Source organism: Thioalkalivibrio sp. ALJ16 (assembly GCF_000377345.1).
Lineage (GTDB): Bacteria > Pseudomonadota > Gammaproteobacteria > Ectothiorhodospirales > Ectothiorhodospiraceae > Thioalkalivibrio.
In genome coordinates this window covers 1-15,330 of the sequence record NZ_KB898060.1, presented here as the reverse complement: position 1 = coordinate 15,330, position 15,330 = coordinate 1, and the positions used below count along the sequence as shown (strand labels likewise).

General features: G+C 64.1%; 12 protein-coding genes, 1 tRNA gene and 1 pseudogene. All 14 read left to right on the top strand.

Features of this window, described 5'->3' with window-relative positions; all coding sequences use genetic code 11:
* A pseudogene (locus D000_RS14060) lies at positions 1-87 on the top strand (elongation factor Tu); the annotation flags it as partial.
* A gap of 86 nt (positions 88-173) precedes the next feature.
* Positions 174-249, top strand: a tRNA-Trp gene (locus D000_RS0112815).
* A gap of 37 nt (positions 250-286) precedes the next feature.
* Positions 287-652: a preprotein translocase subunit SecE gene (secE, locus tag D000_RS0112810; protein WP_018873928.1), complete on the top strand. Its 366-nt coding sequence runs from the start codon at positions 287-289 to the stop codon at positions 650-652.
* An 18-nt stretch (positions 653-670) separates the two neighbouring features.
* Positions 671-1,204: a transcription termination/antitermination protein NusG gene (nusG, locus tag D000_RS0112805; RefSeq protein WP_017940468.1), complete on the top strand. Its 534-nt coding sequence runs from the start codon at positions 671-673 to the stop codon at positions 1,202-1,204.
* 65 nt (positions 1,205-1,269) lie between these two features.
* Complete coding sequence (gene rplK, locus D000_RS0112800; RefSeq protein WP_018873927.1) at positions 1,270-1,701, top strand: 50S ribosomal protein L11; 432 nt, start codon at positions 1,270-1,272, stop codon at positions 1,699-1,701.
* 1 nt (position 1,702) lies between these two features.
* Positions 1,703-2,398 (top strand): 50S ribosomal protein L1, encoded by a 696-nt coding sequence (gene rplA / locus D000_RS0112795; RefSeq protein WP_018873926.1) that lies wholly within the window; start codon positions 1,703-1,705, stop codon positions 2,396-2,398.
* A gap of 216 nt (positions 2,399-2,614) precedes the next feature.
* Positions 2,615-3,136 carry a 50S ribosomal protein L10 gene (gene rplJ, locus D000_RS0112790; protein ID WP_018873925.1) on the top strand — a complete coding sequence of 174 codons (522 nt, stop codon included), beginning with the start codon at positions 2,615-2,617 and terminating at the stop codon, positions 3,134-3,136.
* Positions 3,137-3,205: 69 nt separating this feature from the next.
* The gene (gene rplL / locus D000_RS0112785; protein ID WP_018873924.1) at positions 3,206-3,586 is read left to right on the top strand and encodes a 50S ribosomal protein L7/L12; all 381 of its coding nucleotides are present in this window, start codon (positions 3,206-3,208) and stop codon (positions 3,584-3,586) included.
* A 131-nt stretch (positions 3,587-3,717) separates the two neighbouring features.
* A complete protein-coding gene (rpoB, locus tag D000_RS0112780) occupies positions 3,718-7,797 on the top strand; it encodes a DNA-directed RNA polymerase subunit beta (RefSeq protein ID WP_018873923.1) in 4,080 nt (1,359 codons plus the stop codon).
* A gap of 73 nt (positions 7,798-7,870) precedes the next feature.
* Positions 7,871-12,091: a DNA-directed RNA polymerase subunit beta' gene (gene rpoC, locus D000_RS0112775; protein ID WP_018873922.1), complete on the top strand. Its 4,221-nt coding sequence runs from the start codon at positions 7,871-7,873 to the stop codon at positions 12,089-12,091.
* A gap of 108 nt (positions 12,092-12,199) precedes the next feature.
* The gene (rpsL, locus tag D000_RS0112770) at positions 12,200-12,577 is read left to right on the top strand and encodes a 30S ribosomal protein S12 (RefSeq protein ID WP_018873921.1); all 378 of its coding nucleotides are present in this window, start codon (positions 12,200-12,202) and stop codon (positions 12,575-12,577) included.
* A 26-nt stretch (positions 12,578-12,603) separates the two neighbouring features.
* Positions 12,604-13,071: a 30S ribosomal protein S7 gene (gene rpsG, locus D000_RS0112765; protein WP_018873920.1), complete on the top strand. Its 468-nt coding sequence runs from the start codon at positions 12,604-12,606 to the stop codon at positions 13,069-13,071.
* A 21-nt stretch (positions 13,072-13,092) separates the two neighbouring features.
* On the top strand, positions 13,093-15,189 hold the full coding sequence (gene fusA / locus D000_RS0112760; RefSeq protein WP_018873919.1) for an elongation factor G: 2,097 nt from the start codon (positions 13,093-13,095) through the stop codon (positions 15,187-15,189).
* Between the two features lie 45 nt (positions 15,190-15,234).
* Positions 15,235-15,330 (top strand): GTP-binding protein (locus D000_RS14055; RefSeq protein ID WP_018873918.1); only part of this gene is annotated, 96 nt, incomplete at its 3' end.

Here is a 15,330-nt window from a genome sequence, read left to right as displayed (position 1 = left end):
ATCGCGATGGAAGATGGTCTGCGCTTCGCGATCCGCGAAGGTGGCCGCACCGTCGGTGCCGGCGTCGTCTCCAAGATCATCGAGTGATACAGTAGCCAAGCAGGCAGATCGATCGCGAGAGGCGGCGCCGAGTGCGTCGTCTCTCGCGTTTGTTTCTTGTCGATTCGTTTTCTAGGCCAGTAGCTCAATTGGCAGAGCAGCGGTCTCCAAAACCGCAGGTTGGGGGTTCGAGTCCCTCCTGGCCTGCCATCTTCCGGATGGCGGCAGCACCGGGTGACACGTATTCATGAGTGAACAATCGGAACAGACCGGCGTGCTTGATACCGTCAAGCTCGCGGTGGCCGTGGCGCTGCTGATTGCAGGCGTCATGGGCTTCTATTGGTTCTCGGACGAGTCCACTCTGATCCGCGTCGTCGGTCTGCTCGCCGTCGTCGGTGTGGCCGTGGCGATTGGTCTGACCACCGCCAAGGGCAGCCAGCTTGCGGGTTTCATGGGCAACGCGCGCACCGAGGTGCGCAAGATGGTGTGGCCCACCCGCGTGGAGACGACCCAGACCACACTGATTGTTATTGCCGTCGTGATCCTGGTGGGGATCTTCCTCTGGCTCCTGGACATGCTCCTGGGCTGGGTGATTAGTCGGTTCATCGGATAAGCATCAGGATTCTTCCCCATGGCACTACGCTGGTACGTCGTACAGGCATTCTCGGGTTTCGAGGCGCAGGTGAAACGTTCCCTCGAGGAGCGCATCGAGCGCTTTGGCATGCAGGATCATTTTGGCGAGATCCTGGTGCCCACCGAGGAGGTCGTCGAGATGAAGGACGGCCAGAAGCGCAAGAGCGAACGCAAGTTCTTCCCCGGCTATGTGCTGGTGCAGATGGACCTCAACGATGAGGCCTGGCACCTGGTCAAGGCCGTGCCGCGCGTGCTCGGATTCATCGGTGGCACGGCTGATCGTCCCGCCCCGATCAGTGACAAGGAAGCCGATGCCATCCTGCAGCGCATGCAGGAAGGCGCCGAGAAGCCGCGGCCCAAGGTCCTGTTCGAGGTCGGCGAGATGGTCCGGGTCATCGACGGTCCGTTCAACGACTTCAACGGCGTGGTCGAGGAAGTGAACTACGACAAGAGCCGCCTGCTGGTGGCGGTCCAGATTTTCGGCCGCTCGACGCCCGTGGAACTCGAGTTCCATCAAGTCGAGAAAACTTGAGACGCGCAAGCGTCATTACCTGCTGATCGGGGAGCCGCGAGGCGTTCGCACCCGAGGGAGTACTCATGGCAAAGAAGATCGAAGCGTATATCAAGCTTCAGGTTCCGGCCGGCAAGGCCAACCCGAGCCCGCCCGTGGGCCCGGCGCTGGGCCAGCGTGGTGTGAACATCATGGAGTTCTGCAAGGCGTTCAACGCCCAGACCCAGGAAATGGAGCCCGGTCTGCCGGTGCCGGTGGTGATCACCGTGTACGCCGATCGCAGCTTCACGTTTATCACCAAGACGCCGCCGGCGGCGATCCTGTTGAAGAAGGCTGCGGGTCTGCAGAAGGGTTCCGGCGAGCCGAACACCAACAAGGTCGGCACCGTGACCCGTGCGCAGCTCGAAGAGATTGCGAAGACCAAAGAGCCGGATCTGACCGCCGCCGATCTTGATGCGGCCGTGCGCACCATTGCCGGCAGTGCCCGCAGCATGGGCCTCGAAGTGGAGGGCCTCTGACATGGCGAAACTTACCAAGCGTATGCAGGCCATTCGTGAAAAGGTCGAGCCGGGCCGCCTGTACCCGGTGACCGAGGCCTTCGACATCCTGCGTGACCTGCCCAAGGCCAAGTTCCGCGAATCCGTTGATGTCGCCGTGAACCTCGGCGTGGACCCGCGCAAGTCGGACCAGGTCGTGCGGGGTTCGACCGTGCTGCCGCATGGCAACGGCAAGACCGTGCGTGTGGCGGTGTTCACCCAGGGCGCGAACGCCGACGCCGCGAAGGAAGCCGGTGCCGACGTGGTCGGCATGGAAGATCTCGCCGAGCAGGTGAAGGCTGGCCAGATGGACTTCGACGTCGTGATCGCCTCCCCGGATGCGATGCGGGTGGTCGGTCAGCTCGGCCAGATCCTGGGCCCGCGCGGCCTGATGCCGAACCCGAAGGTCGGCACCGTGACCCCTGACGTGGCCACTGCGGTGACCAACGCCAAGGGTGGTCAGGTTCGCTACCGCACCGACAAGGGCGGCATCGTGCACTGCACGATCGGCGCGGCCGACTTTGATACCAATTCGCTCACCGAGAACCTGAACGCCCTGCTGGCCGATCTGCTGAAGATGAAGCCGGCGACCTCCAAGGGTCAGTACGTCCAGGGCGTCGTGGTCTCGACCACGATGGGCCCGGGCGTGAAGGTCGATCAGGGCTCGCTGAGCCTGTAAGCAACAACATACGGTTTTTGGTCGGCTGTCGCGCAAGCGGCACGCCATCCAAGACCGCAGGCGTCGGGCCTTCGGGCCCGGCTTAATACCCTAGCCTGCGCAGATGGTGTAACCCGATTCAGGAAGTACCTGCGACGGGAGCACCGCAGTACCGGGTTCGCCCGGTTTCACACGACTGCCCTCGGGTGGTCTTACTAGAGGAGAGTCAACGTGGCTTTGAATCTCGATGACAAGAAGGTGATTGTCTCGGAACTGGCTACGGTTGCTGCCTCCGCACATTCCGCGGTCGCCGCGGAATATCGGGGTCTCTCGGTAGCGCAGATGACCGACCTGCGGCGTCAGGCTCGGTCCACCGGTGTCTATCTGCGAGTGGTGAAGAACAACCTCGCCAAGCGTGCCATTGAAGGTACGGATTTCGAGTGCATGCAGCCCGAGCTGCATGGCCCGCTGATCCTGGCCTTCAGCCAAGAGGAGCCTGGCTCCGCGGCTCGCCTGGTGAAGAACTTCGCCAAGGAGAACGCTCAGCTGAAGGTCCGGCTGGTGTCCTTTGGTGGGCAGCTCATGGGGGCGAACGATCTCGATCGCCTCGCGAGCCTGCCGACGCGAGAAGAGGCGCTTGCCACGCTTCTCGCCACCATGAAGGCGCCGCTCGACAAGTTCGCCCGTACGGTGAACGAAGTCCCCGGCAAGCTGGTGCGTACCGTTGCAGCAATCCGTGACCAGAAACAGGCAGCCTGAACCCTTACCGCCTTTTTCTGTAGCAAGTACTGAATGAATTCGGGTACGACCCGTTTAGGAGAGTTAGAAATGGCCGTTTCGAAAGAAGATATCCTGGAAGCCATCGGCAACATGACGGTCCTCGAGATCGTGGACCTGATCAGCGAGATGGAAGAGAAGTTCGGCGTGTCCGCCGCTGCCGCCGTTGCCGCTGCCCCGGCCGCCGCCGCTGGTGGTGAAGCCGCTGCCGCCGAAGCCAAGGACGAGTTCGACGTCGTCATGTCCAGCTTCGGCGACAACAAGGTTGGCGTGATCAAGGTCGTGCGCAGCCTGACCGGTCTGGGCCTGAAGGAAGCCAAGGAAATGGTCGAAGGCGTGCCGGCGACCGTGAAGGAAGGCGCGGCGAAGGACGAGGCCGAGAAGATGAAGACGGAGCTGGAAGCAGCGGGCGCCACCGTCGAACTGAAGTAATAAGGCGCTTGCGCCTGTTGTTTTCGTGTTCATCACGAAACCCTGAGGCTGGCGGCCGTTTGGTCGTCAGCCTCAGCCCGTGGTGGCGCGGGTTTTGTCGCGCGTTGTTCAGCTAGCCTCCGAGGTAAGCCATGGCCCTCAGTTATACCGAAAAGAAACGTATCCGCAAGGACTTCGGGAAGCGTCCCCAGATCCTCGACGTCCCGTACCTGCTCGAAACCCAGCTGACCTCCTATCGGGATTTCCTGCAGGCGGACCAAGCGCCGGACGGGCGTGCCTCCCTGGGCCTGCATGCGGCGTTTCAGTCGGTATTCCCCATCGTCAGCTATTCCGGCCATGTCCAGCTCGAGTACGTGAGCTACCGTCTGGGCGAGCCGATGTTCGACGTGAAGGAATGCCAGATCCGCGGCGTGACCTACGCGGCCCCGCTGCGTGTGCTGCTGCGCCTGGTGATCCACGACAAGGAGGCCCCGGCCGGCTCCACCGTGGTGAAAGAGGTGAAGGAGCAGGAGGTCTACATGGGCGAGATGCCGCTCATGACCGAAAACGGCACCTTCGTGATCAACGGCACCGAACGGGTGATCGTGTCGCAGCTGCACCGCTCGCCGGGTGTGTTCTTCGACAGCGACAAGGGCAAGACGCAGGGCAGTGCGCAGAAGCTGCTCTACAACGCCCGCATCATTCCGTACCGCGGTTCCTGGCTGGACTTCGAGTTCGACGCCAAGGACGGGGTATACGTGCGCATCGACCGTCGCCGCAAGCTGCCGGCGTCGATCCTGCTGCGCGCGCTGGGCATGGATACCGAAGAGATCCTGTCCACCTTCTTTGACTTCAACAAGCTCACCCTCGACGATGACGGCGGCGAGCTGGATCTGATCCCCGAGCGCATGCGCGGCGAGACTGCGGTCATCGACATCACCGATGGCGACAAGGTCATCGTCGAGGCCGGGCGCCGGATTACGCCGCGCCACATCCGCGAGATCGAGAAGGCCGGCATCAACACCCTGCGCGTGCCGGACGAGTACCTGCTGGGTCGCGTGCTGGCCAAGGGCGTGGTGGACGAGTCCACGGGCGAACTGATCGCCCAGGCGAACGACGCGCTGACCCAGGAGCTGCTGGACAAGCTGCGCGCCGAGGGCGTGAAGACCCTGGAGACGATCTATACCAACGACTACGACCACGGTCCGTACATGTCGGACACGCTGCGTCTGGATCCGACCAAGACCCAGCTCGAGGCCCAGGTCGAGATCTATCGCGTGATGCGTCCCGGCGAGCCGCCGACCAAGGACGCCGCCGAAAACCTGTTCTCCAACCTGTTCTTCTCCGAAGATCGCTACGACCTGTCCGCGGTCGGGCGCATGAAGTTCAATCGCCGCGTCGGTCGCGAGAACGACGAGGGCCCGGGCGTGCTGTCGCCCGAGGACATCCTCGACGTGCTCAAGGTCCTGATCGACCTGCGCAACGGCAACGGCCGTACCGATGACATCGACCACCTCGGCAACCGCCGCATCCGCAGCGTGGGCGAGATGGCCGAGAACCAGTTCCGTCTGGGGCTAGTGCGCGTCGAGCGCGCCGTCAAGGAGCGTCTGACCGTCGCCGAGAGCGAAGGCCTGATGCCGCAGGAGCTGATCAACGCGAAGCCGGTGGCGGCCGCGGTCAAGGAGTTCTTCGGTTCCAGCCAGCTGTCGCAGTTCATGGACCAGAACAACCCGCTGTCCGAGGTCACCCACAAGCGTCGTATCTCCGCGCTGGGTCCGGGCGGCCTGACGCGCGAACGCGCGGGCTTCGAGGTGCGCGACGTGCACCCGACCCACTACGGACGCGTCTGCCCGATCGAGACGCCGGAAGGCCCGAACATCGGCCTGATCAACTCGCTGGCCGTGTATGCCCGCACCAACCGTTACGGCTTCCTCGAGACCCCGTACCGCAAGGTCGAGGATGGCAAGGTCACCGACGAGATCGTGTATCTGTCGGCGATCGAAGAGAGCCAGTACGTGATCGCCCAGGCGAACGCGGCGATGGACGAGGAAGGGCGCCTGAGCGACGACCTGGTCTCCTGCCGCCATCAGGAGGAGTTCACGATCTCCTCGCCGGACAAGATCCAGTTCATGGATATCTCGCCGAAGCAGATCGTGTCCGTGGCTGCCGCGCTGCTGCCGTTCCTGGAGCATGACGATGCGAACCGCGCGCTGATGGGCGCGAACATGCAGCGTCAGGCCGTCCCCTGCCTGCGCGCCGACAAGCCGCTGGTGGGCACCGGGATCGAACGCGCCGTGGCCATCGACTCCGGCTCCGCGATCGTCGCCAAGCGCGGCGGGACCGTGGACTCCGTGGATGCCGCGCGCGTGGTGGTCCGGGTGAACGATGACGAGACCGTTCCGGGCGAACCGGGCGTGGACATCTACAACCTGACCAAGTACTCGCGTTCCAACCAGAACACCTCCATCAACCAGCGCCCGCTGGTTGCGGTGGGCGACGAGATCGCCCGCGGCGACGCGATCGCGGACGGCTCCTCCACCGATATGGGCGAGCTGGCGCTGGGGCAGAACATGATGGTCGCGTTCATGCCGTGGAACGGCTACAACTTCGAGGACTCGATCCTGATCTCGGAGCGGGTGGTGCAGGAGGATCGTTACACCACCATCCATATCGAGGAGCTCAACTGTGTCGCACGCGACACCAAGCTGGGCCAGGAAGAGATCACCGCGGACATCCCGAACGTATCCGAGTCGCTGCTGAACAAGCTGGACGAGTCCGGCGTGGTCTACGTCGGCGCCGAGGTGCGTCCGGGCGACATCCTGGTCGGCAAGGTCACGCCCAAGGGCGAGACCCAGCTGACCCCGGAAGAGAAGCTCCTGCGTGCGATCTTCGGCGAGAAGGCCTCGGACGTGAAGGATACCTCCCTGCGCGTGCCGTCCGGCATCGAGGGCACCGTGATCGACGTGCGTGTGTTCACGCGCGACGGCGTCGAGAAGGATGCCCGCGCCAAGTCGATCGAGGCCGATGACCTCGCCGCGGTGCAGAAGGACCTGAAGGACCAGCTGCGCATCTACGAGGACGATATCTACGCCCGCGTGGAGAAGCTGCTGGTCAACAAGACCGCCGCCGGTGGCCCGGACGGGCTGGGCGATGGTTCCAAGGTGACCAAGAAGTACCTGCAGGGGCTGTCGCGCGACAAGTGGTTCGAGGTGCGCCTGAAGGACGACGCGGTGAACTCGCAGCTCGAGGACCTGGGTCGCCAGATCAAGGACCAGCACGAGGCGTTCGAGAAGCGCTTCGAGCACCAGAAGGCCAAGCTGGCCGCCGGGGACGACCTGCCGCCGGGCGTGCAGAAGATGGTCAAGGTCTACGTGGCCGTGAAGCGTCGCCTGCAGCCGGGCGACAAGATGGCCGGGCGCCACGGGAACAAGGGCGTGATCTCGATGATCGTGCCGGAAGAGGATATGCCGTTCCTCGAGGACGGGACCCCGGTCGACGTGGTGCTGAATCCGCTGGGCGTGCCCTCGCGCATGAACGTCGGGCAGGTGCTGGAGGTCCATCTGGGCTGGGCCGCGAAGGGCCTGGGCGACAAGATCAACCGCATGCTCGAGGCGCAGGCCGAGATCGCGAAGCTGCGCGAGTTCCTCGACCGGATCTACAACCACCGCGACAAGAAGGTCGATCTCGACTCGATGTCGGATGCCGAGATCATTGCGCTGTGCCGCAACCTGCGTGGCGGCGTGCCGATGGCGACGCCGGTGTTCGACGGTGCCGAGGAGGCGGAGATCAAGGAGATGCTGCGTCTGGCCGAGCTGCCCGAGACCGGGCAGGCCGAGCTCTACGACGGGCGCACCGGCGACCGCTTCGATCGCCCGGTGACGGTCGGCTACATGCACATGCTGAAGCTGAACCACCTGGTCGACGACAAGATGCACGCGCGTTCCACCGGCCCGTACTCGCTGGTCACCCAGCAGCCGCTGGGCGGCAAGGCGCAGTTCGGCGGCCAGCGCTTCGGGGAGATGGAGGTCTGGGCGCTGGAGGCCTACGGCGCGGCCTACACCCTGCAGGAGATGCTGACGGTGAAGGCGGACGATGTGCAGGGCCGCAACAAGATGTACAAGAACATCGTCGACGGCGAGCACCACATGGAGGCCAACGTGCCCGAGTCGTTCAACGTGCTCATGAAGGAGATCAAGGCGCTCGGCATCAATATCGAGCTGGAGCAGGACTGATCTCCTCCGATCCGAATGTGATCCGAAGGGGTGCAGGGCACCCCTCGACCCAAAGCTTTGTGAGGCATAGCGAATGAAAGACCTCCTGAATCTGTTCAAGCAGCAGACCCAGCCGGAAGAGTTCGATGCGATCCGCATCGGCCTGGCGTCGCCGGACCAGATCCGTTCCTGGTCCTTTGGCGAAGTGAAGAAGCCGGAGACCATCAACTACCGGACCTTCAAGCCGGAGCGCGACGGGTTGTTCTGCGCCAAGATCTTCGGGCCGGTGAAGGACTACGAGTGCCTGTGCGGCAAGTACAAGCGCCTGAAGCATCGCGGCGTGGTCTGCGAAAAGTGCGGCGTCGAGGTCACCCAGACCAAGGTGCGCCGCGAGCGCATGGGCCACATCGACCTGGCCTCGCCGGTCGCCCATATCTGGTACCTGAAGAGCCTGCCGTCCCGCATTGGCCTGCTGCTGGACATGACCCTGAAGGACATCGAGAAGGTGCTGTACTTCGAGTCCTTCATCGTGACCGATCCGGGCTTCACCACGCTGGAGAAGCGCCAGCTGCTGACCGACGAGGAATACCTCGAGGCCCTGGAAGAGCATGGCGACGACTTCACCGCGCTGATGGGCGCCGAGGCCGTGCTGAGCCTGCTGAAGGAGATGGATCTGCCGGCCGAGGCCGCCAAGCTGCGTCAGGAGCTGGCCGAGACCGGCTCCGAGACGAAGATCAAGCGCTTCGGCAAGCGGCTCAAGCTGGTCGAGTCCTTCCTCGAGTCCGGCAACAAGCCGGAGTGGATGATCATGAAGGTGCTGCCGGTGCTGCCGCCGGACCTGCGCCCGCTGGTGCCGCTGGACGGTGGCCGCTTCGCGACCTCCGACCTGAACGACCTGTACCGCCGGGTGATCAACCGCAACAACCGTCTGCGCCGCCTGCTGGAGCTGAATGCCCCGGACATCATCGTGCGCAACGAAAAGCGCATGCTGCAGGAATCCGTGGATGCGCTGCTGGACAACGGCCGCCGCGGCCGTGCCATCACCGGCACCAACAAGCGCCCGCTGAAGTCCCTGGCCGACATGATCAAGGGCAAGCAGGGCCGCTTCCGCCAGAACCTGCTGGGCAAGCGCGTCGACTACTCCGGCCGTTCCGTGATCGTGGTCGGCCCGACCCTGCGCCTGCACCAGTGCGGTCTGCCCAAGCGCATGGCGCTGGAACTGTTCAAGCCGTTCATCTTCGGCAAGCTGCAGCGCCGTGGCCTGGCGACCACCATCAAGGCCGCCAAGAAGGCGGTGGAGAAGGAAGGTCCCGAGGTCTGGGATATCCTCGAAGAGGTGATCCGCGAGCATCCGGTCATGCTGAACCGCGCCCCGACCCTGCACCGCCTGGGCATCCAGGCCTTCGAGCCGGTGCTGATCGAGGGCAAGGCGATCCAGCTGCACCCGCTGGTCTGCGCCGCGTTCAACGCCGACTTCGACGGTGACCAGATGGCCGTGCACGTGCCGCTGTCGCTGGAGGCCCAGCTGGAGGCGCGCACGCTGATGCTGTCCTCCAACAACGTGCTGTCGCCCGCCAACGGCGAGCCGATCATCGTGCCGTCGCAGGATATCGTACTGGGTCTGTACTACCTCTCGCGCGAGAAGGTGAACGCCAAGGGCGAGGGCATGACCTTCTCCGACGTGGACGAGGTGCACCGCGCCTACGAGCACAAGCTGGTCGATCTGCATGCGCGCGTCACCGTGCGCATCGCCGACACCATGGCGGAGGTCGCCGAGGGCGAGGCGCTGCCGAGCATGCGCGTGGAGACCACCGTGGGTCGCGCGATCCTGTCGCGCATCATGCCCAAGGGCCTGCCGTTCGAGCTGATCGACCGCGAGCTGAACAAGAAGGCGATCTCCGGGCTGATCAACTCCTGCTACCGCCGCCTGGGCCTGAAGGACACCGTGGTGTTCGCGGACCAGCTGATGTACGCAGGCTTCTACTATTCCACCCGCGCCGGTGTCTCGTTCTGCTCGGATGACATGGTCATCCCGGACGAGAAGCAGCCGATCCTGCAGGGCGCCGAGGAACAGGTGAAGGAGATCGAGGATCAGTACGCCTCCGGTCTCGTCACCAAGGGCGAGCGCTACAACAAGGTCGTGGACATCTGGTCGCACTGCAATGACCAGGTCGCGAAGGCCATGATGGAGCGCCTTGGCAAGGAGCAGGTGACCAACGCCGAGGGCGAGACGGTCGAGCAGAGCTCGTTTAACTCGATCTTCATGATGGCCGACTCCGGGGCGCGTGGTTCCGCCGCGCAGATCCGGCAGCTGGCCGGCATGCGTGGCCTGATGGCCAAGCCGGACGGCTCCATCATCGAGACGCCGATCACCGCGAATTTCCGCGAGGGTCTGAACGTTCTGCAGTACTTCATCTCGACCCACGGCGCCCGTAAGGGTCTGGCCGATACCGCGCTGAAGACCGCGAATTCCGGGTACCTGACCCGCCGCCTGGTGGATGTCTCCCAGGACGTGGTCGTGACGCAGCCGGACTGCGGCACCCAGCAGGGCCTGCTGATGAAGCCGATCATCGAGGGTGGCGACGTGGTCGAGCCGCTGCGCGACCGCGTGCTCGGCCGTACCACTGCCGTGGACGTGCACCGTCCGGGCACCGACGAGGTGCTGGTCCCGGCCGGGACCCTCCTCGACGAGGCCCTGGTGGACGAGCTCGACGCCAACTCGGTGGACGAGGTCCTGGTGCGTTCCGCGATCACCTGCGAGACCCGCCAGGGGATCTGTGCCAAGTGCTACGGGCGTGACCTCGCGCGTGGCCACGAGGTCAACGCCGGCGAGGCGGTGGGCGTCATTGCCGCGCAGTCGATCGGCGAGCCGGGCACCCAGCTGACCATGCGTACCTTCCACATCGGCGGGGCCGCGAGCCGTGCCGTGACGGTCAGCGCGATCCAGGTGAAGAACTCGGGTTCCGCGCGCCTGCACAACCTGAAGACGGTTACCAACAAGGCCGGCAACCTGGTCGCGGTGTCGCGTTCCGGGGAGCTGGGCGTGATCGACGATCAGGGTCGCGAACGCGAGCGCTACAAGATCCCGTACGGCGCCATCATCACCGTGAACGACGGCGATGCGGTCGAGGCCGGGCAGGAAGTAGCCACCTGGGATCCGCATACCCATCCGATCGTCACCGAGGTGGCCGGTAACATCCGCCTCGCGGACTTCATCGAGAACGTCACCGTCACCAAGGAGACCGACGAGTTCACCGGTCTGTCCTCGAACGTGGTGCTGGATCCGAAGAGCCGCTCCAGCGCCGGAAAGGATCTGCGCCCGACGGTCAAGCTGCTGGACGACGCCGGCAACGAGGTGTACATCCCGGGCACCGACATGCCCGCGCAGTACATGCTGCCGGCCAACGCGATCTTCAATCTCGAAGACAACGCGCGGGTCGAGGTGGGCGATGTCATCGCGCGTCTGCCGCAGGAGTCCTCCAAGACCCGTGACATCACCGGTGGTCTGCCGCGCGTCGCCGACCTGTTCGAGGCCCGTCGCCCGAAAGAGCCGGCGGTGCTGGCCGAGATCTCCGGTACCGTGTCCTTCGGCAAGGAGACCAAGGGCAAGCAGCGCCTGGTGATCACGCCGGACAAGGGCGATCCGGTCGAGATGCTGATCCCGAAACTGCGCACCGTGAACGTCTTCGAGGGCGAGCGGGTGGAGCAGGGTGAGGTCGTAGTCGACGGCGAGCTGGATCCGCACGACATCCTGCGCCTGCGCGGCGTGACCACCCTGGCCGAATACCAGGTGCAGGAGATCCAGGACGTCTACCGTCTGCAGGGCGTGAAGATCAACGACAAGCACATCGAGGTGATCGTCCGCCAGATGATGCGCAAGGTGAACATCGTCGATCCGGGCGACACCAAGTTCCTCGCCGGCGATCAGGTGGACCGTATCCGCGTGCTGGAGGAGAACGAACAGCTGGGCGCGGATCAGCAGCCGGCGACCTACGAGCGCGTGCTGCTCGGGATCACCAAGGCATCGCTGGTCACCGAGTCGTTCATTTCGGCGGCCTCCTTCCAGGAGACCACCCGTGTGCTGACCGAGGCCTCCACCCGCGGGGCGCGCGACGATCTGCGCGGCCTGAAGGAAAACGTGATTGTCGGACGCCTGATCCCTGCCGGGACCGGGCTCGCCTATCACAAGGAGCGCCGTCGCAAGCGCGCACTGGAAATGCCCGAGTTCGACACGGTCGAAGAGGCGCCGGCGGTCACCGCCGACTCCGAAACGGCCACTGCCGATCCGGGTACCGCGGAGGGCGGGTCCGAGTGACCCGTCCCACCTTGACACTCATGGGGGCGGCGATTAGAATTCCGCTCCCTCGACAGGCCGGTCTCGGCGCCGGCCTGTCGTTATTTTTAGGCTAGGAGAAAGGGTTTCATGGCCACGATCAACCAGTTGGTACGCAAGCCCCGCAAGCGCCCCGTCGAAAAGAGCGATGTGCCGGCGCTGCAGGGTTCCCCGCAGAAGCGCGGGGTCTGCACCCGTGTCTACACGACCACCCCGAAGAAGCCGAACTCGGCGCTGCGCAAGGTTGCGCGCGTGCGGCTGACCAATGGCTACGAAGTCAGTAGCTACATCGGTGGCGAGGGCCACAACCTGCAGGAGCACTCGGTGGTCCTGATCCGTGGCGGTCGTGTGAAGGACCTTCCGGGTGTGCGCTACCACACGGTGCGCGGCTCGCTGGACACCCAGGGCGTACAGAACCGCGCCCAGGGCCGGTCCAAGTACGGCACCAAGCGTCCCAAGAAATCCTAACCGTGATCCAGTCCGGGAACTGAAACATGTCTAGAAGAGCAGCAGCCCCCAAGCGTCACATCCTTCCTGATCCGAAATTCGGAAGCGAACGCCTGGCCAAGTTCATCAACACGGTCATGCGTGACGGCAAGAAGTCCGTCGCGGAGCAGGTCGTCTATGGCGCCCTGGACCAGATCGAAGCCAAGCAGGGCGATGGCATGGGTGCGCTGGAGCGTGCGCTGGACAACGTCCGTCCCCGTGTCGAGGTGAAGTCCCGCCGCGTCGGTGGCGCGACCTATCAGGTTCCCGTCGAAGTGCGCTCCGTGCGCCAGGACGCCCTGGCCATGCGCTGGGTTGTCGAGGCGGCCCGCAAGCGCGGCGAGCGCACCATGGCCCTGAAGCTGGCCGGCGAACTGATGGACGCCTCCGACAGCAAGGGCTCGGCCGTCAAGAAGCGCGAAGACACTCACCGCATGGCGGAGGCGAACAAGGCGTTCGCCCACTTCCGCTGGTAAACCTGTTTAGAGAGGCTCAACGTGGCACGCAAGACCCCACTTAAGCGCTACCGGAATATCGGGATCAGCGCGCACATCGACGCCGGCAAGACGACGACGACCGAGCGCATCCTGTTCTACACCGGTCTGTCGCACAAGATCGGCGAGGTCCATGAAGGCGCCGCCACGATGGACTGGATGGAACAGGAGCAGGAGCGTGGTATCACCATCACCTCCGCTGCTACCACCTGCTTCTGGCAGGGTATGGCCAAGCAGTTCGATGAGCACCGCGTCAACATCATCGACACCCCCGGGCACGTGGACTTCACCATCGAGGTGGAGCGTTCCATGCGTGTGCTCGACGGCGCGGTGATGGTGTACTGCGCGGTCGGCGGCGTGCAGCCGCAGTCCGAGACCGTGTGGCGTCAGGCCACCAAGTACTCGGTCCCGCGCATGGCGTTCGTCAACAAGATGGACCGCGCCGGTGCCGACTTCCTGCGTGTCTACGAGCAGATGAAGGAACGCCTGCGGGCGAACCCGGTGCCGATTCAGCTGCCGATCGGTGCGGAGGACAACTTCCGCGGCGTGATCGACCTGGTGAAGATGCAGGCCATCTTCTGGGACGACGAGAACTTCGGGATCTCCTTCGAATACCAGGACATCCCGGAAGAGCTCAAGGCCGAGGCCGAGAAGTGGCGCGAGAACATGCTCGAGGCCGCCGCCGAAGCCAACGAAGAGCTGATGGACAAGTACCTGAACGAAGGTGACCTGTCCGAGGAAGAGATCAAGTCGGCGCTGCGCCATCGCACCATCGAGCTCGAGATCGTGCCGATGCTGTGCGGCTCCGCGTTCAAGAACAAGGGCGTCCAGGCCATGCTTGACGCGGTGGTGGAATACCTGCCGTCGCCGGAAGAGGTCAAGGCCATCAAGGGCGTGAAGGCCGGCACTGAAGAGCCGGTTGAGAAGCACGCCTCCGATGAAGAGCCGTTTGCCGCGCTCGCGTTCAAGATCATGACCGACCCCTATGTCGGCTCGCTGACCTTCGTGCGCGTCTACTCCGGTGTGCTCAGTGCCGGCGACACCGTGCTGAACACCCAGAACAACCGCCGCGAGCGCATTGGCCGCATCCTGCAGATGCACTCCAACTCCCGCGAGGAGATCAAGGAGTTGCGCGCCGGGGATATCGGCGCGGTCGTCGGCCTGAAGGATCTGTACACCGGTAGTACGCTCTGCGACCCGAACAATCCGGTCGAGCTGGAACGCATGGAGTTCCCGGAGCCGGTGATCTCGATCGCCGTGGAACCGAAGACCAAGTCCGACCAGGAAAAGATGGGTATCGCGCTGAACAAGTTGGCGCAGGAAGATCCGTCGTTCCGTGTGCATACCGACGAAGAGTCCGGTCAGACGATCATCTCCGGGATGGGCGAGCTCCATCTCGAGGTGCTGGTCGATCGCATGAAGCGCGAGTTCAAGGTCGAGGCGAACGTGGGTCAGCCGCAGGTGGCCTACCGCGAAACGATCAAGAAGAGCGTGGAGTCCGAAGGCAAGTTTGTGCGCCAGTCGGGTGGTCGCGGTCAGTATGGTCACGTCTGGCTGCGCATCGAGCCGCAGGAAGCGGGCACGGGCTACGAGTTCGTGAACGCGGTCGTCGGCGGTGTTGTGCCGAAGGATTATATCCCGGCCGTGAACAAGGGTGTCGAGGAGCAGATGGCCAATGGCGTGCTCGCCGGTTACCCGGTGGTGGACGTGAAGGTCACCCTCTACGACGGCTCCTACCATGACGTCGACTCCAACGAGATGGCGTTCAAGGTGGCCGGTTCGATGGCGTTCAAGGACGGCGCACTGAAGGCCGGTGCGGTCCTGCTCGAGCCGATGATGAAGGTCGAGGTCGAGACGCCGGAAGAGTACATGGGCGACGTGATGGGCGACCTGAACCGCCGTCGTGGCCTGGTGAAGGGCATGGACGACGTCGCGGGTCAGAAGCTGCTGCGTGCCGAGGTTCCGCTGTCCGAGATGTTCGGCTATTCGACGCAGCTGCGTTCGATGAGCCAGGGCCGCGCCACGTATTCGATGGAGTTCGAAAAGTACTCCGAGGCGCCGGCCCAGGTGGCCGAGGCCGTGGCCGCGAAGGCCTCCTGAACCCAATCGCGTAATCCGAAAGAACTGTAGAAAGAGGTTTGAGCTGTGTCCAAGGAAAAGTTCGAGCGTAAGAAGCCGCATGTGAATGTGGGGACGATTGGTCATGTTGACCATGGGAAGACGACGCTGACGGCGGCGCTG